This is a genomic window from Devosia litorisediminis, from assembly GCF_018334155.1.
Classification (GTDB): Bacteria; Pseudomonadota; Alphaproteobacteria; order Rhizobiales; family Devosiaceae; genus Devosia; species Devosia litorisediminis.
Map to the genome: position 1 here is coordinate 196,799 of NZ_JAGXTP010000002.1, position 19,006 is coordinate 215,804.

Genomic DNA, 19,006 nt, shown 5'->3' on the forward strand with positions numbered 1-19,006 from the left:
GATTTTTGTGCATGAGCAGTATTGCTATGTGATTGGAGAATATTGTCTTGACGAAACAGTTCGTAGTCATAAGTGCGCATGTTGGTGATTTTGTTTGGCGTTGTGGCGGGGCAATCGCTCTCCACACGCAGAACGGGTATCGCGGCACCATTGTCTGTCTTAGCTATGGAGAAATGGGGGAATCCGCCCGGCTGTTTGCCGACCCCGAGATGACCGCCGCGAAAGCCCGTGCCATCCGCCGCCAGGAAGCGCAGGCTGCAGCAGAAGCGCTTGGCGCCGATATCGTGTTTCTGGACGGCACTGATTATATGCTGCGCGTGACCGAGCAGATGCTGATGACCACCGCAGAGATCCTGCGTCAGACTCAGCCAGAATTTATCCTGACACACCCTGCAGCCGATCCTTCCAATCTGGATCACGTCACAGCGCACAACTTTGCGCTGGAGGCCCGGATGGTCGCACAGGCGCATGGGCGGCCGGGTGGCCCGGTTATCGGCGCGCCGCAGGTCTATTCCTTTGAGCCCCACCAGTCCGAGTTGTGCGGCTTCAAGCCTGACACTCTGCTGGAGATCACGAGCGTTTGGGAAACCAAGCGCAAAGCGATGGAATGTCTGGCAGGCCAGAAGTCGCTTTGGGACTATTATGAAAATGTGGGCCTTCAGCGTGGAGCGGTCGCGCGTCGCCGCCAGAAACAGGTCGCAGGCAGTCGCGTCTACGCAGAAGCGTTCCAGAAGATATTTCCCTCTGCCGTCGAGTTCCTTGGTTAGCGCATAAGGCATTTGCGCTCTTTGGCAGGAAGGGAATTTGGCGGTGACGGTATCAACCCTACTCGGTGACTATCCAATCACGCACGCATTCAAAGCGGCGGCGGCCACGTCGGACGTCGCGTTCGATTTTTTGCCCGGCAAACCCGTGACCTATTTCCGCAGGTTCTTCCAGAAACTCGATATCGACATCGCCGAAGTGCCGATCATGACGTTTCTGATTGCCCGTGAGCGCGGGGTGCCTGTTGCACTGCTGCCTGCTATCGTCTTGGGCGGCAGCCAGCACGAATATCTGTTTCGCAACGCCACCAGCGATTTGGGATCGCCTGCTGATCTTGCGGGAAGGCGCATTGGCGTCCGCTCCTACAGCGTCACGACCGTCGCCTGGCTACGCGACATTTTGCAACGCGAACACGGCGTTGACCCCAGCACGATTACCTGGGTGACCTTCGAGCCGCCGCATCTGCCAATTCTGAAGGATCTGCCAAATGTGGTCGCGGCTCCGGCCGGCATCTCATGCGACGAGATGCTTGCCGTAGGCCAGTTGGATGCTGCCGTTCTGCGCGCTGTCCCGACTGGGCGCAACTTCGTGCATGTCATTGAGGACCCGGTTGCGGCCGGTGATGCTTGGTGCAAGCGCGAGGCCGGTCTTCAAATCAATCATATGGTTGCCGTTCCACGGGCCTTTGCGAGCGCCAACCCTGAAGCCGTATCGGCATTCATGGCAGGGCTTCGCGCCAGCGCAAGACGCGCGGGAAAAGAGAACCTCATCGGTCTGGATTCGATCCGGCACAGTCTCGAACTGTCCATCCAATGCGCGGTTCGACAGGGGCTGATCCACAGCGAACCCCAGATCGATCAGTTGTTCGCACAAAGTTCATTCGGGCCCTGAGAGCCTGATTTGGAAGACATCAATGTCACAACAAGGGAGAGAGAGAGAATGAAAACGCTCATCAAAATACTGGCTCTGACCACAGCCACGCTTGTCGCTGGAACTTCGGTTCATGCGCAGGAATGGCGCCCGAACCAGCCCGTGCGCATGGTTGTGGCGTTCGCTGCTGGTGGACCAGTCGATCTGGTCGCACGCGAGTTCGCTCCACGGCTTGAAGAATATCTTGGTCAGCCGGTGCTGGTCGAAAATATGGGGGGTGCTGGCGGCCTGATCGCAGCCAAGAATGTAGGCGCCGCCGACGCTGATGGTCAAACCATCTTCTTTGCTGCGGCTGGCAACGTGGTCATTCGTCCTTTGGTCGACAAAGACAGTCAGGTCATAGAAGATCTGCGCTCGGTCGCCTTGGTTTCCAAAAGCCCACACGCGATGGTGGTCAACGCAGACCTGCCAGTTCAGAACGTTGACGAACTGATCGCCCTGGCCAAGGAACGGCCCGGCGAACTCAACTTCGGATCTGCCGGAACAGGGGCAGCCGCGCATCTTGGCTTTGAAATGTTCAAGATGGCAACCGGTGTTGAGATCGAGCATATTCCTTATAGCGGCGTCGCTCCCTCGCTTGTCGATCTGGCCGCGGGTGCAATCGACATGTCGTTAAGCTCGATACCCTCACTGGCCTCGATGCTTGATGCAGGTCTCATCCGCATCATCGGGTTGACTGACGAAGGCCCGGGCAATGAAGACATTCCATTGATCTCCGACACAGTGCCCGATTTCGGCTACTCCACCTGGTACGGCGCCATGGTCCCCGTCGACACCAGTGATGAGGTTGTTCAGGTGCTCAATGACGCGTTCGCGTTCGCATCGGCCGATGAAGACCTCCGCAAGCGGATGGCTCTGCAGGGCCTCAAGATCGGCCACAGTTCAGCGGCCGAAATGGACACGTTCTTCCAGGCAGAGCTCGTCCGTTGGGGTGCTGTCATCGACGCGGCAGACATCACTGCCGAGTAGCGCTCCCGGAAAGGGGCCATCGTAAACGGCCTATTGATCTGAACTTGACTGTCACCTTCCAAGGGGGTGGCAGTCTTTTTTGTCGCCAAGCAAAATGTCAGGCCACACTGGCTATGATGAGGGGACCAATACCTTGCCGCGCCGCACGACGCTGATGCAGGCGCCAATGGCAGCAAACACGGCGGCCAGAACCAGAGGCAATGTCGGTCCCCCACCGACAACCCTGGACATTGCCAGTGTCGCCAATGCTGTTCCCAGTGCCTGGCCGACAAGGCGTGCTGTTGCCAGGGCGCCTGCAGCTGCGCCTGAACGCGCTTTGGGCGCCGAACCCAAAATTGTGCGATTGTTTGGCGACTGAAACAGCGCAAATCCGAAGCCGCAGATCGCCAGAGGCCAAGCCATCCCCCAAAGAGTGCTCGTTGAGGGATAAACCACCAGAATGAGCAAACCCATCGCAAGCATGCCAAGGCCAAGAAATCCCAATATGCCCGCGGGCAGCCGATCCGCGAGAGTGCCGGCGATGGGTGCGGTGCAGGCCAGTGCCAACGGCCACGCTCCAAAGATCAGGCCCGCCTCCAGTACTGAAAAGCCCAGACTGCTCTGCAGATAAAAGGGGAGGGACACGTAAGTGGCCATTTGGGCGCTAAACGCGCATAACGAGGCCAGCACCGACAAGGAGAACACAGGAATTCGGATCAGATCCAGCGGCAAAAGTGGGGCCGGCTTGTCCCAAAGGCGGATAACCAGCGCGATGCCCGCCGCAATGCCGATCAGGAAAAGGGCACCGGTCAGCGCAACATTCCAAAAATGACCTATGGTACTGAAACCCAATAACAGGCTACCAAACATGGTCGCGCTGAGGGCGGCGCTGACGAAGTCGAACGGCTTGGCCTGGACGTTGGTTTCGGGCAGCGTGAACAGGCCCACCGTCGCCGAAATAAGACCTGTTATCAGGCTGACGCCAAACACCCAGCGCCATGACCCGAATGCAAGCAATACCCCGGCAATGCTGGGGCCTATGCTGGATGCAATGGCGACGGCCATGGCAGTCAAACCAATGGCCCGTCCCAGCCTGCTGCTGGGCATGATGTATCGCACCAGAGCCAGATTGATGCTGAGAATACAGGCAGCCCCAAAGCCCTGGATGGTGCGGGCGAGAATGAGTAGCTCAAAATTGGGCGATAGCGCAGCCAGCCCGGCCATGATCGCGAAGACGAGAAGCCCAATCAAGTAGATGCGACGGTGCCCGACAATGTCGCCCATAGCCGCAATTGGAAGCAGGCTCGTCACCACCGCGAGTTGGTAGACGTTCACGGCCCAAACTGATGTCGACGCCGTTATGCCGAACTCGCTGGACAGTGTGGGCAAGGCGACATTGACCGATACGCCATCCATCGCGGCACTGCTGGCGGCAAGCAGAATTGTGGCAAAAGCCAGTGCCCTGCGCGGCATGGGCATGCCGTCAGCTGCGCCTTGGATCGTTCCGGTCATCGAAAAGTCTCGTTGTTAAATGCACTCGCGGCGGATCTGCACGAGACAGAGCTGTCGGCAGGGATCAACTTTGGTGGCGAATGCACGGGGACCTGTGAGCGTCGACTTCGCCGACCGCAGACTTGCCAGATTTACTCCACACGGACTGGTAGATCGGGGTCTTGGTCGAGAATGTCGGGGCCAAAAAAAGTGGGATCACCGCCCAGATCGAGCGTTAATCGCGCGCTCGCGAACCGTAGCGCCTGGAGATAGGATTCAACTGCTTCCGCACCAAAACGGTTCGGAGGCCCCGTAACGGCCAGGGCGCCGAATAATTTGCGCTCGCCCGAAAAAATCGGCACAGACACGCTGGCAACCTGGGGGTCTCGCTCACCGAAGGTATGATGAAAACCATTTGAACGGACTTGGTCGTACAACTCGCCTTCCTCGCCTGAGTAGGCGAGGATAACGTGTCCCGGAGCGCCTTGATTCAGGGGGAGAAGGCTCCCGACGCGGACGTGATGGCGAATGGATTGTTCAGAATCATGACGGAACAGGCAGACGCGGCTATCGCCTTCACGGACATACAGCGCAGCACTCTCGCCCGTCGCTTGAGCAAGCCGTTCCAAAATGGGCTCGACAGCACGCCCCAGACTGAAGGTCGACTGATAGTACGTCCCGAGCCGCACCAGCGCTGGTCCCAGGCGCCAGGCACCATCATCAGTCCGCACGAGAAAATGATCGAGTGCCAGGGTTCGGGCAAGCCGTAGGACCGTTGCTTTGTCGAGTTCGGTTCTACGCGTTAGCTCTGCCAGACTGAGCACTCTGTCTTTCTCTTCAAAGCATAGCAAAATGGACAGTGCGCGTTCCACTGCCGCGACCCCTTCAGTTCGTTTTGCCATAGTCATGCTCCATAGGTTGGTGGTTATAATAAAACGTCATTTCACTCTATGCAATCTCTGAAGAGTATGATTTTCTTTGAACCAGACCAAAGACGCCGATCAAGTGCGTTAGAAAATCAGATTGAGGCCGGAGGCGACTGTGGCTCGCAAGAGCGTATTGGTAACAGGACTTGCGATTGATGAGGCGGCAGAATCGCGGCTGATTAGTGAGGGCGTAGACATCATCTACGCCGGTTCCGCGCTCGCAAGCGCTGAATTGGCCGCATTGGCGGCACAGCACCAGGTCCATGGCATAATCGTCAGACAAGGGGTGATCGATGAGCGCGTCATTGCGGCATCTGAACGCCTTGCCGTGCTGTCTCGTCATGGTACCGGCGTGGATCTGATTGACCTTTCGGCAGCGACCCGTCGCGGCATTCCAGTGCTGCGCGCTGCTGGTGCAAATGCAAAGTCTGTTGCCGAACACACAATTGGCTTCATCTTTGGCCTCGTAAAGAACTTCAAGCCATTGGATCAAGCAGTTCGCGATGGGCAATGGCCCAAGCCAGGCTACGTCGGTCGCGACATCGCTGGTCTCGACCTCGGTATAGTTGGCTTTGGTGCGGTCGGGCAATTGGTGGCGCAATCAGCAACAGCTTTGGGCATGAGTGTTCGGGTGTATGACCCACGGGCTCAAGTCCCCGAAAATATCATCCACGCGCCAAGCCTTGAAGCCTTGCTGGCCCAAAGCGACGTTGTCAGCCTGCATTGCCCACTGACTCAAGAGAGCTGGCATATGCTTGACGCATCAGCGCTCGCGTTGATGCGCAAGGACGCGTTTTTGGTCAACACAGCGCGCGGCGGGCTCGTCGATGAGCGCGCGCTAGTGGAGGCGTTACGCTCTGGTCAGCTTGCTGGGGCCGCGCTCGATAGTTTTGAAGTTGAGCCACCGGCCCCTGACAACGCTCTGTGGGACCTGCCAAATATCATTCTGACACCTCATATTGCCGGCGCAGGCCAGAGTGGCATGAAAGCGGTAGGGCTGAGCTGCGTCGGCAATCTTCTTGATGCACTTAAAGGCCGACCGCTGCGTCGGGCGTGCCTTGCCAACCCAGATGTCGCGCACTTGGTGCCGGCATCCTCAGGGATCAAATTCGAATAGTGATGGAGAGTTCCCCGTGATTGGATTTAGAATCTTGCCAAGGTTGCGCAAGGTGGACCAGCGTTGGATTGATGCATTTTCCGGTCTTCCGGTGGCCACTGTCAGTGATGCCATGAGCCGCATGTTTGCTGGCGGCTGCGGACTGCGGCCGCTCCACAAGTCAGGGCAACTCTGCGGTGCTGCGCTAACCGTGCGAACGCGACCTGGCGACAATCTGGTACTGCACAAGGCGCTCGACATGGCCGAACCAGGCGACGTGATCGTCGTTGATGGTGGCGGCGATGTGACCAACGCGCTGATCGGCGAGCTCATGATTGCGCACGCCAAGAAGCGCGGGGTTGTCGGGATCGTAATTCACGGTGCAGTGCGCGACAGCCAGGCGATCGCCGAGGATACGTTTCCAGTCTTTGCTCAAGGCATAACCCATCGTGGCCCCTACAAAGATGGTCCTGGCGAAATCAACGTTCCGGTCAGCATTGGCGGCATGGTGGTCTCGCCAGGAGATCTCGTTGTTGGCGACGCGGATGGCGTCGTATCGGTTTCCGTTGATGATGTCGAAGCAATCCATCTCGCGACCAGCGCGAAGTATCAGGCTGAGCTAGCACAAATGGAACGCATTCAAGCTGGTCAGAACGACCGATCATGGGTGGACGTTGCTCTGCGCGAGCGCGGTTGCAGCATTGAAAGCGACACCGGTCGTTGACACACACAAGAGACGATTTGGGAGGTCTTCGTGGCTAGATTGGACAGCAGGGATGCATTGGCTGGCGCCCTAATTACCGGCACCGGCGCGTTCTTCGCGATCTACGCGGTGAGCAATTATCAGCTGGGCACCATCCAGCGTATGGGAACTGGAATGTTCCCGCTAGGTGTCGGCCTCGTTCTGGCCATCCTGGGTTTGCTGGTGATGATTCCGGCATTCTTTCGGTCAGGGCATTTGCCGGCCGTTGATGTTCGTGCGCCCTTGGCTGTGTTGCTCAGCATTGCCGTTTTTGCGCTGCTCGTGTCGCCGTTTGGACTGGTGCCAGCCATCTTTGGCGTGACCATCGTTTCATCCTTTGGGGAAAAGAAGGTCAATCTCAAGAGTCTGATACCGCTCTGCATATGCCTCAGCGGTCTCGCCTACGTCGTCTTCAGACTTGCACTCAATCTTCCGATGAACATGTTTGCGTGGCCCTTCTAATGGATATCTTCGCCAATCTCGCCATCGGGCTGCAGACTGCATTTACCCTCACCAACCTGCTCTACTGCTTTGTTGGTGTCTTTTTGGGGACCCTGATTGGCGTCATCCCCGGGATTGGGGCGCTCGCTGCCATCTCGATGCTGTTTCCAATCAGTTTTCACCTCGAGCCAACCACCGCACTCATATTGCTTGCTGGCATCTGGTACGGCACCTCATTTGGGGGCAGCACGGCCGCCATATTGCTCAATATTCCCGGCACACCATCTAGCGCGGTGACGTGTCTGGATGGATATCCAATGGCGCGCCAGGGGCGCAGTGGTGTTGCCCTCGTCATGACGGCAATAGCCTCGTTCATTGGCGGCACGGTCGGCATCGCACTGCTGATGATTTTCTCGCCGACGATTGCCAACTATGCATTGCAGTTTGGCTCTACGGAGTATTTTTCTCTGATGCTGCTGGGGCTCGTTGCGGCATCGACCATCTCAGATGGCTCGGCCGCCAAGGGGCTGGCGATGGTGGTGTTGGGCATTGCTTTCGGGACGGTGGGTACCGATGTCTACAGTGGGGTGCCCCGTTTTACGTTCGAGGCCTTGTCCCTGATGGACGGCATTAGCCTGGTGGCATTGGCCATGGGTCTGTTCGGCGTTGCCGAAGTCATGCAAACCGTCGGCAACGTTGATACGTCCAGTGTGAACAGCAAGAGCATCACTTTCCGCTCGATGGTCCCGACCAAAGATGACATCAAGCGCTCGATCATGCCGATATTCCGTGGAACAGGCGTCGGCTCGTTCTTTGGCACGCTGCCGGGCACGGGGCCATCAATCGCATCCTTTCTATCCTATGCGCTCGAAAAGCGAGTTTCTCGCGATCCCTCACGTTTCGGCAAAGGTGCGATTGAAGGTATCGCGGCGCCTGAAGCGGCTAACAATGCTGCCGATATGACGGCCTTCATTCCCACCCTTGCACTGGGTGTTCCAGGCAGTGCGACCATGGCCATCATGATCGGCGCACTGATGATTCACGGCATAACGCCTGGCCCGTCATTGATGATCGATCACCCGGATATCTTCTGGGGTTTGATCATGAGTTTTTGGATCGGAAACCTGCTTCTAATTCTGCTAAATATCCCGATGGTCGGCCTGTGGGTTAGGCTGCTCCTGGTGCCTTACAGGTTGTTGTTTCCAGCCGTGCTGATGTTCATCTGCATCGGCACCTATTCCATCAACAACAGTGCGGCGGATGTTCATATGGTGCTGTTCTTCGGGGCACTTGGCTTTGCCATGCGGTATTTTTCATTGCCTGCGGCACCATTGCTGCTTGGCTTCGTGCTCGGACCACTCATGGAAGAGCACTTCCGGCGCGCCATGCTGCTGTCACGCGGCGACTTCCTGACATTCATCGAGCGTCCTATCAGTGGTGTTGTAATGGGCATCACCGCATTGATGCTGCTTTGGGCAATATGGGCGAGTGTCTCCGCGCGCAGCAGAGTAACCGCCGATGAGCGTATCAAATAAATGAACGGGGCCGCGAGCCACATCAGAATGGAGATTTCCATGTCGACAGAAGCACGAGATAACTTCGTCATTGCGCCGCAGAAAACGCCCAGCCTGCCAATAGTCGGTTCCTCACAGCGATTTCCGATAAACCGCATCTTCTGCATCGGACGCAATTATGCAGCCCATGCCGTGGAAATGGGACACGATCCATCCAAAGAACCACCTTTCTTCTTTTTCAAGCATGCAGGTGCGGTCAGTCCGTCGGGGGAGTTCCCCTACCCGTCAGAAACCACCGACGTCCACTATGAGGCCGAACTGGTTGTAGCGCTGCACAAGGGCGGCGCGAACATTGCGCCGGAGGCCGCCTTGGACCACATTTGGGGATATGGCGTGGGCATAGACATGACGCGCCGCGACTTGCAGGCTGTCGCCAAAGAGCAGGGTAGGCCGTGGGAAGTCGCCAAAAGCTTCGATAACTCCGCTCCCTGCAGCGCCCTCATCCCCGTGACGGCAATTGGCCATCCCCAGCGCGGTCGGATCTCGTTGGCGGTGAACGGAGAGATTAAGCAGGATGGCAATTTGGATCAGATGATCTGGAAAACTCCTGACATCATTGCCATTCTGTCTCAGTACTTCGAGCTTTTTCCTGGAGACATGATCATGACCGGGACGCCTTCTGGTGTTGGGCCCGTTCAACGCGGTGACACGATGATCGCAGAAATTGAAGGTTTGGGTGCGCTCACGGTAGCGGTGAAGTAGCTTTCTTCAACGAACAATCCCACCAATGTCTGCTTGTTCTGCAAATTGCTCTAAAAGCAGACCCGCGGTAAGCCACCCCATTTGAGCCGTCTGACACGCCCTTCGGGGACGGCAGCTTTTGAGAAATCGCCAACGGACAATGGATGGCGGGAATGGGGCGCGTTGCTGACCGGCCGCTGCCAACCCCATTTTGGTCGTTCGCCCGCTGTTCGAAACAACGCTGAACCGGTCGGTGTGCCCAGAGCAGTGAACGGTCCCTCTCAGAGATTGTCGCGCTGAAGGTTAACAGAAGACCATGGGATGCTTCCATTAGGGGCATGGCCAGGTTCCCATGATGCACTGTCGCTTCCTAATGAGTTTGGCGGGAACAATCCCGATGGTGTTCGACATCACACGGGGCATGCTTCGCGGTCGGGTCGACGGCAAGAAGGTGCAAGCAGCCAGTCCGTCCTCGCCGCGCCGTCGTCCAAAGTCCTCGCAGTAAATAATCTCCGCGATCATCTCGCCGACAGCAAACGTCTGGAGCGGCGCTTTTCTGATTTGATTCCGACCAAAATGTCTTCTGAGCCGATAACTGGGAAGCCTCCTTTTGCAAGCGAGGCCAACAGTGACGGCAACAATCCAACTCAAGGCGCCTCCGGTCGCCTATTTCCGCCAAGCGCGGGTCTATTACGATACCGGCTTCCAGGATGCCGAGTGGTACGCACCAAGCGGCTCATTCGGGATAGAAGACGGCGCACCAGTCGACTTCGCACTGCTCGAGCGGCTCTATGCCGCCATGGCTCCGGACGGCACCTCGCTACTCTCCAATAAGGGCGGGCGCGTCCTCGATCGGCAATCGGCTTATGATCTGACTTTCTCCGTTCCAAAGTCTTTTTCCCTGATCTATGCGATGGCCAATGACGGGGAGCGCAAGGAGCTACTCAACATTCTGTTGGCGGCGGCGCGCAAGAGCCTTTCGGCCGTTGAGAAAGTCGCTGGATGGGCTAGGCGGGGCAAGGGTGGCACGGCGCTCGAACCCATTAGTTTTACGGCTGCTTTGTTTATTCACGACGAAGCGCGCCCCTCCGTCCATAACGATGGCAGTATATTCGGCGATCCGGACCTGCATATCCACTGCATCATTCTCAATATTGCTAAGCGCGCGGACGGAAGCATCGGCGCAATCCAAAGTGTTCTACTGCGCAACGCCAAAATGCTGGCGGGGGCCGTGTTCCATGCAGCATTAGCAGCCGGTCTTCTCGGCATGCGGCTCAGCGTCGACAGGGTTGGCCGGAACGGCATCTTCGAAGTCGCTAGTATTCCTGACAGGGTCATCCGCTTCTTCTCAGGGCGTCGGCAAGAAATTGAACGCCGCCTAGAGGCTGTGGGCGTAACAAGCGCCCAGAGTCCTGCCCTGGCGGCAAAGGAAACTGCAAAATCCCGACATAAGAAGATTACCACTACGCTAGCTGAGCGTTTGGCAATGTGGGCGGCTGCCGGTGTTCGAAACGGTTTTGATTTCAAGGGGCTACTTGCCGCGGCCCGCCAGGCCTTTGAGCCCATTTGTCACGAGGAAGGTGAGGCGATTTATCGGTTCCGCCTCGATACCCTTCCTGTGGAGCTGACTGAAAACGAGGCGGTGCTCAATCATATGGAGGTGATCCGCGCCCTCAATGCCGCCCTGGTTGGCACAGGATTGCCGCCAGAGCGCGCTATCAAGGCATTTTCCGATCTCATGAAAAGTGGCCAGCTCATGAGCCTCGGTACCGACGCCATGGGTTTTCCGCTACTCACGACCCCGGAGATGATTGAAACCGAAATTGCGGTCGTCTCGCTGAGCGAGCATTTGAAAGATGGCGAGACCTTTGCGCTCGATCCAAGCATTGTTGCCGACCTGTGCGCGCAACACGCACTTAGTGCCGAACAGACCCGCGCCGCGCTCCAGGTCACTCGCGGCGGTCGTGTGGCGATCGTCGAGGGGGCACCTGGCGCGGGAAAATCTACCGCCCAACGCCCGATCGTTGCAAGCTACGAGGCCGCAGGCTTTCGGGTTATCGGCGCCGCCACGGCCTGGAAGATCGCGAGCGCCCTCGGCAAAGACCTCTGCATCGAGTCCCGGGCGACAGCGGACTGGTTGGCTCTACTGGAGCACGGCAAGGTGACCTTCGACGACAAGACTGTGCTCATCATCGATGAAGCGGGTCTCATCGGCGCAAGGGACATGCTGAGGTTGCTGGAAGTGGCAAACGCATCGGGCGCAAAGCTGATTCTGGTCGGCGACCGCAACCAGATCCAGCCCATTGCCGCTGGTCCCGGACTTGGACTGGTGGCGCGATCGGTCGAGGTCAGTCGTATCGAGACCATTGTTCGCCAGCGCGAAGCCTGGCTCAGGCAGGTCGTGCTCGATCTTGGGAAAGGCGATGCGCTTAAGGCGTTGACCGAACTGCTTCGGCGCAAGCACGTGCATTTTGGCACAGATCTTCCAAGTGCCGTTGACGCTCTAGTGGAAAAACGGCGCGAGCTGACCGACGCCGGGGAAGCGCCGCTACTCATCGCCCGCACCAATGACCAATTGCGCTTGATTTCCCAAGCAGTGCGGAAAGACCGCCGCGTCAGGGGCGAGCTTTCGGAGGCTGAGGTAACATTCATCGGTCGCTTGCCGAATGGCGAAATCGCACCCATTTCTCTGTCGCCGGGCGATGGTATTCGCTTTCTGGCGAAGAACAAGCAGCTCGGTACCATCAATGGCAGTGTCGGCACAGTGCTCGACGTCGTTCCTGGCGCCACACTGCTTGAAACACGGATCACGGCGCAGGTGGATGGCCTTCGCGTCAGCTTCGCGGTCACGGATGTGTCTGATGAGCATGGGAATGCCCAGATCGGCTGGGACTACGGCTGGAGCGCATTCGGCTCGCAGGGAGTGACCGTTGAGCATGCGCTCGTGCTTGCCGACGCAAACTTTGACCGCCATCTCTCCTATGTGGCGGCGAGCAGGGCCCGAGCCCGGACGCACCTCTTCGTTGATGGGGCCAGTGTTGATGCCATCGAGACCGACTTGTCGGCCCTTGGACCTTTGTCCAACGAAGCGGAGCGTCTAGTCAAGCTCAGTCGCCGCATGGCCCGCAAGAATACCAAGCGGTCGACCCTAGATCTCCTGTCGAGATCGGATTGGGATCGTTGGCGCAACGCTCCTGCAGCAGACGCCAACCAAAGCCCTGACGCTCATGTCAATCGCTTCGTCGAGTCGGAGTTCGATCATGTCTAGGCGGCAGGACGGAATGACGCGCGCTGCCTCGCGTTCGACCTCTCATGGCAGAGCCATTGCCGAAGTTGAGCTCATCAATGACCTTCTGGAGGACCCGACGGTGTCCGATGAGGAGCTTGCGGCGCTCGAATTGCTTGTTGGCTGGGACTGGCTCAACCAGCTTATCCAAAGCTGTGAAGGCAGCGAGCCAGACGTTTAGTTTTTATCCTCCTGCGCAACGCCAGATGGAACACACTGTCACGAGTTGGTTAGAAAAACAGGCGTGAGCGGGGATCTGGATAGCGATCCTATCGTTGACCAATCCATTACCCAGTTGTGCTGCACTGCTGGGGCCCATCGATCCAGATTTTCAACACTCCACCTGAATTTGTGATTTGATTCCGACCTGTCAGCGGTATGCCCATGCTCCACTGTCGCTGTTCAAAGCAGAAAGGAACATCGACATGCTGCACACCAACAACACAATCAGCCTCGAAGATACCGTCAACGTCTATGGCAATGGCAAAGGGGGCGTGGGCAAGACCTCCGATTGTCAGACGGGTATCGAATACGCCATCCAGCGTGGACTGGTGCCTGCCATTGCCCAGGTAGATGAACAGGGCCGCCTGGAAGCGCTCAACGCCTCCCATGTCCTCACCATTACCATCGACCCGAAGGCCGCGCGAGAAAACCCCAATCTTGAACTTCAGCGGTTTGGCCCGCTGTCCGACCTGATGGTCGACACGCCCAAGGGTAGGCCCATCTTCATCGACCTCGGCGCAAACGAGGACCAGCGCTTCGCCTACTGGTCTCGTCAGGCTGAGGTATCTGAAGATATTGCGGAAAGTGGGCGGCAGGTTGTGCTTCACATCGTCTACACCAGCGAGCAGGAGGCGATCGAAAAGGCGGGGACCACGGCCCGCGATCTCATGCGCTCGCTGCCTGTGGCCAAACTGTGCCTTGTAGAAAATCAACGCTTCGGGCGCATCAGTGACCTAGTGGCAGGAAGTGCTGCGCACGATGCGTATCAGCAGCATATCCAAACGCTTTTGCCCAACGCTCACCTCATCCGGATGCCCCGCATCAGGGGCAATTCCTATGCGCGTTTTGAGCAGGCGCGCATTCCTTTCTCTCGTGTCGCGCAGATGCGCACTGCGGAGGTCATGGATATCACCGGCCTCGGGCGCGCCGATGCCCGGATCGTGCGGGGCGATGTCAGCGAATGGCTTGAACAGATGTTCCTGCAACTCGACCAGCTTTTCGGTGCTTAGGATGATGGCGAGTACTCAGCGACAAGCCTTGGTTCGCGCGCGCCGCAAGGGCGATGAGGAGCGGCGACGAAAAGCTCAGATACTGGCGCGTGAAATTCTTCGGCGTGGAAAGCTCACCCCGGAGATCACTCACCAGTTGAGAGGATCAACGCCGGACATGAAGCACTTAATTGAGCTGTTGGCGCACCCTTTAGCCGCATTTCTCATCGCCCTACCGCCCAAACTGCGTCCTGCAACTCTCGCCGTCCTGGTCAGCCTGGTCGCTGTTCCAGTCGCGATCACTGGACTTATCATCGCTGATATTGTCGGTGCCATTGGGTGGCCAAATTGAAGCGCCGTTGGCAGATACTGGCGGTTGCCCTGGCTGTTTGGTGGGCCGGGTACCTGGCGTTTGACCTGGTACCGCCAATCTTGGTTGATGGGGGCCGCATATACCTCATCAACACCGGTTTCATAAGCGAAGCCGTCCCCCGATGCTTGGCAACGGAGGACTGGCTAGGCTGCTTTGGCCTTCTGTTGGTCCGTCTCAATTCAACAGAGGTCTATTGCCGCGCAATGATAGTGCTGCTCACCGTGGCTGCCGTTTGGCATCTGCATGTCCGACTAGAACGGCGGTCCATCGAAATGGAGGTGCTTTAATTACCGCCGCCTCAGGTCTGTGACCCTCAGACATCAAACCCTGCCTCAAGCTTGCTGATCAGATATTGCGCCGCTGCTTGCCCCCTCTGCTTTGCCTCAGCAGTTTCAGCATCGGAAAGCCAACGCGCATTTACGTCAATATCGATCTTGTGGTGGGGCAGGGGCGTTGCCGTTAAGAAACGCAAGAGCTGATGCGTGGCCTCTGACACGGCGATGTGGTCCGCGAAGCAATGCGGGCTTGTGGGCATTCCAAGATGAAGAGAACGCGCACTCTGTTTTTCCAGCGCAAGTTGACAGACGCATTGCGCAACGCTGTCGTCCAACCACATCTGGCTATCGCCTCCGAAGCGCTCGTGTTGCGTCGGGTCGAACCACATTCCACCGCCTTCGATTGCCCCGAAGAGCCGAAGATTGTCGGGCTCGTTCAATTTGCCCATTGGCCCCAATCCTGCGCGCGCGGCTAGTGCGATAAGCAGCTCCGTGATGGGTGAGGCTTCGGTTGCGGCTACGACACCTTTCGATCCAAGGAACTCGGCAGCCGACGCGCAGATATCGTCAGAAAGTGCTATGTGGCGAAATCCATAGTTGTCGACCCGCGCCGAGAGTAGGCTGCTCTGCCACCAGTTTGATGCCCTCACCTGAGTCATGGCTGCCCGCAAGAAAGCGAAGGCTTGCAGGTACCGTGCGGGACCACTTGAAACCGTTGGATCAGGATATTCCGTCGCATCAAACGCGTTCAACAACAGAGCTGCTTGCCAGTATGAAATTCGTGCCCTTTGTCCACGGGCGATTTCTCCAACGGCTGCGGCACATTCGTAAAAATTATGCAGTCCGCTTGTCCAACGCGCGATGTGGCCAAGATCGGGGACCCCGAAATAAGCTACCGGCAGCAGGTCACTGAGCGACGGCCTCGAACCGTTGGCGCCGATGAAATCCATAATGTCGGATCGCTCATACGCCTCGTCGTCGTCTGTTTTGCTAAGCCTGATCAGCGCACTTTGCTGGGTCTGCGCAATCCCCTCGACCAAAAGGCCGGCCCTGAGAACGGTCAGCCAATATGTTATGGCTGCCTCCGTCGTATCATCGGCAAAGCTGAAGTCGCGATAGACCTCCATAACCTGTCTTATTGGCTTGATGCCCGGCGGAAGGAATTTGCTGTAGATCGATACGTGGTTACCTGCACTAAATGTCGTCAGAAGCTTGTCGTAAAGTGCGTTTGGAGCCTCGCGTCCCGCCAGTCCGGAAGGCCACCAGTCCTCAATTACTTTGTTGCCGCTACGGTGGAAGGCTTGGTCTGCGCCCGAAAGCGGTTCGCCCGCCAGAAGGTGCCCGAGATGGTGGAGCGCTTGGGCGATCATGAACTGGCGGGCATCAGCCACGCGGTTGAGGCGATCGGTCAGACGTGGTCTTCCTCGTCCCCGACCAGCTACACGTTGCCTGTCGATGAGATGGTGGAACAGCACTGGGTGGCCTTTCTCAAGACCACGTTTTTCATGAACGGTAAGATATCTTTCGACCTCACGACGAGCCATTTCAACCGGTTTAATGGGCGAGCCTATGGCCGCCAGTCCGAGGCAATCCTCGAGTGCCTTCTCATCACAATCGCCTTCCGGCATCACGATCGACAGACGCAATCCGAGCAAAACTTCAATGGTGGGACTTGGCGCGTTCTCCCATGAAGCCACCAAATCGGAATAACGTGTCGGTCTGTAAGCGGCGTCACTGGTTGGTCTTGAACGAACCATTTTTAGTCTTCCTCGATGTATCTTCGGTGTAAAGTGCGGCCCATCTGCTCGCGCAACTTTGACGGTCGCGAAGTGGTATTAGGATTTTCTTCGGTTGACGGGGCGACTGCCTGCACAGGGGGCAAGGGTGAGCGACGGCCTGTGCCCTGATGTTCTGGTTTGGAAACAGTTGGAGACGTGGGCGCGATATTGCTGTCTCTTTGCCGACGTGCCCGGGAGTACGCACTTCGCAGGTGATCGGAAGATAAGGGCCGATCGTTGTCCCGCCGCCAGTCTACGAGCGCGCACGAGATAGAAGGCCATGTGATCCCCGATGACCGAAGGGTTGATAGGTCGCCCAGATTTTTGGCGACAAGGCGATCTAAAGGGATTTTACCGAACGGCATGATGGCCGACTTGTTCAGCTTGCGCAGCAGCGCTACCAGCCGCCTCTGGTCCATATTACGTCGAGCCCCCTGACACCCCGTCAGCGCTTCACCACTACCCCTCGAATTGCCTCGATTTGCTTCACAGAATTACTCAAATTGTTTCTTTCACACCTGTGCACCGATGGTGCAGATGTAAAGCCGACGAGAAGGGCGTCGACAGTCTTTCGCAACCCCTTGAGAACGACGATGCCCGTAGCGAAGGCAGAAGATCGATCCGTCTCCAAGGCAAAGGCTGGAAAGGCGCTAAGCGGCTGATAATCGTTGTTCCTTTCTCAAACCGCCGACCAAAGACTTCCGAAGTCGGCGCGGGCAGGCGCATCGATGGGCAGGCCGGCGACGGTCATTCCGCGGGATAAGAGCTCTGGATAGACGAGCCATGGCGCCATGGAGCCGCGCCAGCGGCCTTGCTCTCGGGCGAGGCGAACGGCCGGAGGCTCTAGGTAGCGGACTCATAAAAGCGCATCCAGAGGCGTGAACAGGCGATGAGGACGGCTGCGAGGAAGTTGCGCGCTGACTTTTCGTATCGGGTTGCGATTTTTCGGAAGTGTTTGAGATTGTTGAAGAACCGCTCGACGAGTTTTCGCTGTCTTTAGATGGCCGGGTCGATACTGCGCTGCTGTTTGCGATCCCGCTGGGTGGAGATATGGCCTCGTCCGCCTCTTTGCTGGATCATCTCAAGGATAATACGGGCATCATAGCCGCGATCCGCGACAGCGTGTGTTTGGAGGAGCAAAAAACCGTAGAGCGCACTTAGGCCGCATTGCGCATCGCGCCGGCCGGACACAGACACTGAAATCGGCAACAGGCGCTGGCCATCATGGTCGAGAAAAGAGATTGTCTCCTCGTCCAATGTACCGACGATCTCATTCGCTTGAGAGACAAGTTGGTGGTTAGTCTCTGTTTCTACACCTAGGGGCATCTTCCGCCCTTGACGCAAAATCTTACGCCAATCAAGGTCGGCCTCGGTCTTAAAAGGGATAGCACGCGTGTCCATCGAAAGCTCGCCACAGCCGCCGTTCAATCAGGCCCTGCATCTCGTCCGCGGCCTATGCGCGCTTGGGGTCGCTGCATATCATTACCTGAGCTGGGAGCACGACATTACGGTCGAAAGTGCTGGGGCGTTTCTCGTCTACGTCTTCTTCATTCTATCGGCTCTGACGATGATGATAGTTTACGCTAGAGACTTCTCCAAAGGCATCCACTTCGACCGCATAGCTGACTTCTATCGCCGGCGGGCCGCGCGCATCTTGCCCTTGCTGCTATTCGTCGCGATTATTGCGCCTTCGTATAGCATTCTGCTTTCTGGTGGCGAGTTGACCGCAGAGATTCTGGCGCATGCGTACCTGACGAGCTCAACGCTGATGGGCCTGCAAATGCCGGGATTGATGTCAGGTGTGGTTGCGGCATGGTCTCTTGGCATAGAGGCAGTCTTTTATCTGGTCTTTCCAATCTTAGCGCTGCTGGCCTGCCACGTGCGCCTCCGCACAATATTGATCGCCACTGCGCTGCTAATAACTGCCCAACAGTCAGCGATCCTGCTTATTCGGAATGAGACGAACCCGGAATTCTGGTTCCGTTATGCAAACCCGCTAGTATTCTCGCCATTTTTTGCGATCGGGGTTGTAATATATTTTCGACCATTGCAAGTGCGGGCCGCAAACTTTTGGTTTTCAATAGCGGCGTTGTTTTTGGTGGCCGGGTTCTCTTTGATTTCTCCGATGGATGTGTACCGAGATCCGGTCGCATATCTTTTTTTAACAGCTCTAGCGGGTGCTGCCGTCCTGACGGCCTACTCCGCGAGGGTGCCGGCATGGGCAACAAAGGCAAGCGCATTCTTGGGCGATATTAGTTATGCGCTCTACCTAACGCATTGGTTCGCCTACAAAGGCAGTAGCTGGTTTGCATCGAAGGTGGGGGTGGAGGTCGCGCAGCCTTTTCTATTTGTCCTATTCGCAGTGGGTATGGCCCATCTTCTGTTCCGTTTCCTAGAGATCCCCGCCCGTGACTGGTTGCGGGGCAATCGTCGGCCATTTACTGAGTCGGCTGCTGCTGAGTAGTGGTCATGCCAAGCTCCACTTAGGT

17 protein-coding genes and 1 pseudogene are annotated in these 19,006 nt (G+C 57.3%); 14 read left to right on the plus strand and 4 right to left on the minus strand.

Features of this window, described 5'->3' with window-relative positions; genetic code table 11:
• The first annotated feature begins 32 nt into the window (after nucleotides 1-32).
• The 3 genes from KD146_RS13785 to KD146_RS13795 are packed head-to-tail and all read left to right on the plus strand — an operon-like array spanning nucleotide 33 to nucleotide 2,664.
• Nucleotides 33-767 (plus strand): PIG-L deacetylase family protein, encoded by a 735-nt coding sequence (locus KD146_RS13785; RefSeq protein WP_249327871.1) that lies wholly within the window; start codon nucleotides 33-35, stop codon nucleotides 765-767.
• Nucleotides 768-810: 43 nt separating this feature from the next.
• Nucleotides 811-1,656, plus strand: a complete 846-nt coding sequence (locus KD146_RS13790; RefSeq protein WP_345790833.1) for an ABC transporter substrate-binding protein — start codon at nucleotides 811-813, stop codon at nucleotides 1,654-1,656.
• Between the two features lie 48 nt (nucleotides 1,657-1,704).
• Nucleotides 1,705-2,664, plus strand: coding sequence for a Bug family tripartite tricarboxylate transporter substrate binding protein (locus tag KD146_RS13795; RefSeq protein WP_212659404.1), 960 nt, complete (start codon nucleotides 1,705-1,707; stop codon nucleotides 2,662-2,664).
• A 111-nt stretch (nucleotides 2,665-2,775) separates the two neighbouring features.
• Here the strand turns inward: KD146_RS13795 and KD146_RS13800 are convergent, their stop codons facing one another.
• Both KD146_RS13800 and KD146_RS13805 read right to left on the minus strand, forming a co-directional pair.
• Nucleotides 2,776-4,155 carry an MFS transporter gene (locus KD146_RS13800; protein WP_212659405.1) on the minus strand — a complete coding sequence of 460 codons (1,380 nt, stop codon included), beginning with the start codon at nucleotides 4,153-4,155 and terminating at the stop codon, nucleotides 2,776-2,778.
• A gap of 131 nt (nucleotides 4,156-4,286) precedes the next feature.
• Complete coding sequence (locus KD146_RS13805) at nucleotides 4,287-5,036, minus strand: IclR family transcriptional regulator (RefSeq protein ID WP_212659406.1); 750 nt, start codon at nucleotides 5,034-5,036, stop codon at nucleotides 4,287-4,289.
• Nucleotides 5,037-5,175: 139 nt separating this feature from the next.
• Between KD146_RS13805 and KD146_RS13810 the strand changes: the two genes are divergently transcribed.
• From KD146_RS13810 to KD146_RS13850, 9 genes are all read left to right on the plus strand, one after another.
• Nucleotides 5,176-6,177, plus strand: a complete 1,002-nt coding sequence (locus KD146_RS13810) for a hydroxyacid dehydrogenase (protein ID WP_212659407.1) — start codon at nucleotides 5,176-5,178, stop codon at nucleotides 6,175-6,177.
• A 16-nt stretch (nucleotides 6,178-6,193) separates the two neighbouring features.
• On the plus strand, nucleotides 6,194-6,880 hold the full coding sequence (locus KD146_RS13815) for an RraA family protein (protein ID WP_345790834.1): 687 nt from the start codon (nucleotides 6,194-6,196) through the stop codon (nucleotides 6,878-6,880).
• A 30-nt stretch (nucleotides 6,881-6,910) separates the two neighbouring features.
• Nucleotides 6,911-7,360 (plus strand): tripartite tricarboxylate transporter TctB family protein, encoded by a 450-nt coding sequence (locus KD146_RS13820; protein WP_212659409.1) that lies wholly within the window; start codon nucleotides 6,911-6,913, stop codon nucleotides 7,358-7,360.
• Nucleotides 7,360-8,874, plus strand: coding sequence for a tripartite tricarboxylate transporter permease (locus KD146_RS13825; protein WP_212659410.1), 1,515 nt, complete (start codon nucleotides 7,360-7,362; stop codon nucleotides 8,872-8,874). Before KD146_RS13820 ends, KD146_RS13825 begins: the two co-directional genes overlap by 1 nt.
• 39 nt (nucleotides 8,875-8,913) lie before the next feature.
• Complete coding sequence (locus KD146_RS13830; protein ID WP_212659411.1) at nucleotides 8,914-9,615, plus strand: fumarylacetoacetate hydrolase family protein; 702 nt, start codon at nucleotides 8,914-8,916, stop codon at nucleotides 9,613-9,615.
• Nucleotides 9,616-10,222: 607 nt separating this feature from the next.
• The gene (mobF, locus tag KD146_RS13835; RefSeq protein ID WP_212659412.1) at nucleotides 10,223-12,862 is read left to right on the plus strand and encodes a MobF family relaxase; all 2,640 of its coding nucleotides are present in this window, start codon (nucleotides 10,223-10,225) and stop codon (nucleotides 12,860-12,862) included.
• Nucleotides 12,855-13,061, plus strand: a complete 207-nt coding sequence (locus KD146_RS13840) for a hypothetical protein (RefSeq protein WP_212659413.1) — start codon at nucleotides 12,855-12,857, stop codon at nucleotides 13,059-13,061. The genes mobF and KD146_RS13840 overlap by 8 nt, the downstream gene beginning before the upstream one ends.
• 244 nt (nucleotides 13,062-13,305) lie before the next feature.
• On the plus strand, nucleotides 13,306-14,112 hold the full coding sequence (locus KD146_RS13845; RefSeq protein ID WP_212659414.1) for a P-loop NTPase family protein: 807 nt from the start codon (nucleotides 13,306-13,308) through the stop codon (nucleotides 14,110-14,112).
• A 1-nt stretch (nucleotide 14,113) separates the two neighbouring features.
• Nucleotides 14,114-14,443 carry a hypothetical protein gene (locus tag KD146_RS13850; RefSeq protein WP_212659415.1) on the plus strand — a complete coding sequence of 110 codons (330 nt, stop codon included), beginning with the start codon at nucleotides 14,114-14,116 and terminating at the stop codon, nucleotides 14,441-14,443.
• Between the two features lie 334 nt (nucleotides 14,444-14,777).
• On the opposite strand, the gene KD146_RS13855 is transcribed toward KD146_RS13850, so the two are convergent.
• Nucleotides 14,778-16,496, minus strand: a complete 1,719-nt coding sequence (locus KD146_RS13855; RefSeq protein ID WP_212659416.1) for a hypothetical protein — start codon at nucleotides 16,494-16,496, stop codon at nucleotides 14,778-14,780.
• Nucleotides 16,497-17,360: 864 nt separating this feature from the next.
• Nucleotides 17,361-17,513: pseudogene (locus tag KD146_RS13860) on the minus strand (transposase); the annotation flags it as partial.
• Between KD146_RS13860 and KD146_RS13865 the strand changes: the two are divergent.
• Both KD146_RS13865 and KD146_RS13870 read left to right on the plus strand, forming a co-directional pair.
• Complete coding sequence (locus tag KD146_RS13865) at nucleotides 17,469-17,678, plus strand: hypothetical protein (protein ID WP_212659417.1); 210 nt, start codon at nucleotides 17,469-17,471, stop codon at nucleotides 17,676-17,678. The pseudogene KD146_RS13860 and the gene KD146_RS13865 sit on opposite strands and share 45 nt — an antisense overlap.
• 232 nt (nucleotides 17,679-17,910) lie before the next feature.
• A complete protein-coding gene (locus KD146_RS13870) occupies nucleotides 17,911-18,981 on the plus strand; it encodes an acyltransferase family protein (RefSeq protein WP_212659418.1) in 1,071 nt (356 codons plus the stop codon).
• The last annotated feature ends 25 nt before the right edge of the window (nucleotides 18,982-19,006 follow it).

What these genes read in the sequence shown, in the direction of transcription:
- KD146_RS13795 (WP_212659404.1), top strand. Translation starts at nt 1,705, where the DNA reads ATGAAAACGCTCATCAAAATACTGGCTCTGACCACAGCCACGCTTGTC.
- KD146_RS13825 (WP_212659410.1), top strand. Translation starts at nt 7,360, where the DNA reads ATGGATATCTTCGCCAATCTCGCCATCGGGCTGCAGACTGCATTTACC.
- KD146_RS13855 (WP_212659416.1), bottom strand. Translation starts at nt 16,496, where the DNA reads ATGGTTCGTTCAAGACCAACCAGTGACGCCGCTTACAGACCGACACGT.
- KD146_RS13830 (WP_212659411.1), top strand. Translation starts at nt 8,914, where the DNA reads ATGTCGACAGAAGCACGAGATAACTTCGTCATTGCGCCGCAGAAAACG.
- KD146_RS13800 (WP_212659405.1), bottom strand. Translation starts at nt 4,155, where the DNA reads ATGACCGGAACGATCCAAGGCGCAGCTGACGGCATGCCCATGCCGCGC.
- KD146_RS13805 (WP_212659406.1), bottom strand. Translation starts at nt 5,036, where the DNA reads ATGGCAAAACGAACTGAAGGGGTCGCGGCAGTGGAACGCGCACTGTCC.
- KD146_RS13840 (WP_212659413.1), top strand. Translation starts at nt 12,855, where the DNA reads ATGTCTAGGCGGCAGGACGGAATGACGCGCGCTGCCTCGCGTTCGACC.
- KD146_RS13850 (WP_212659415.1), top strand. Translation starts at nt 14,114, where the DNA reads ATGATGGCGAGTACTCAGCGACAAGCCTTGGTTCGCGCGCGCCGCAAG.
- KD146_RS13845 (WP_212659414.1), top strand. Translation starts at nt 13,306, where the DNA reads ATGCTGCACACCAACAACACAATCAGCCTCGAAGATACCGTCAACGTC.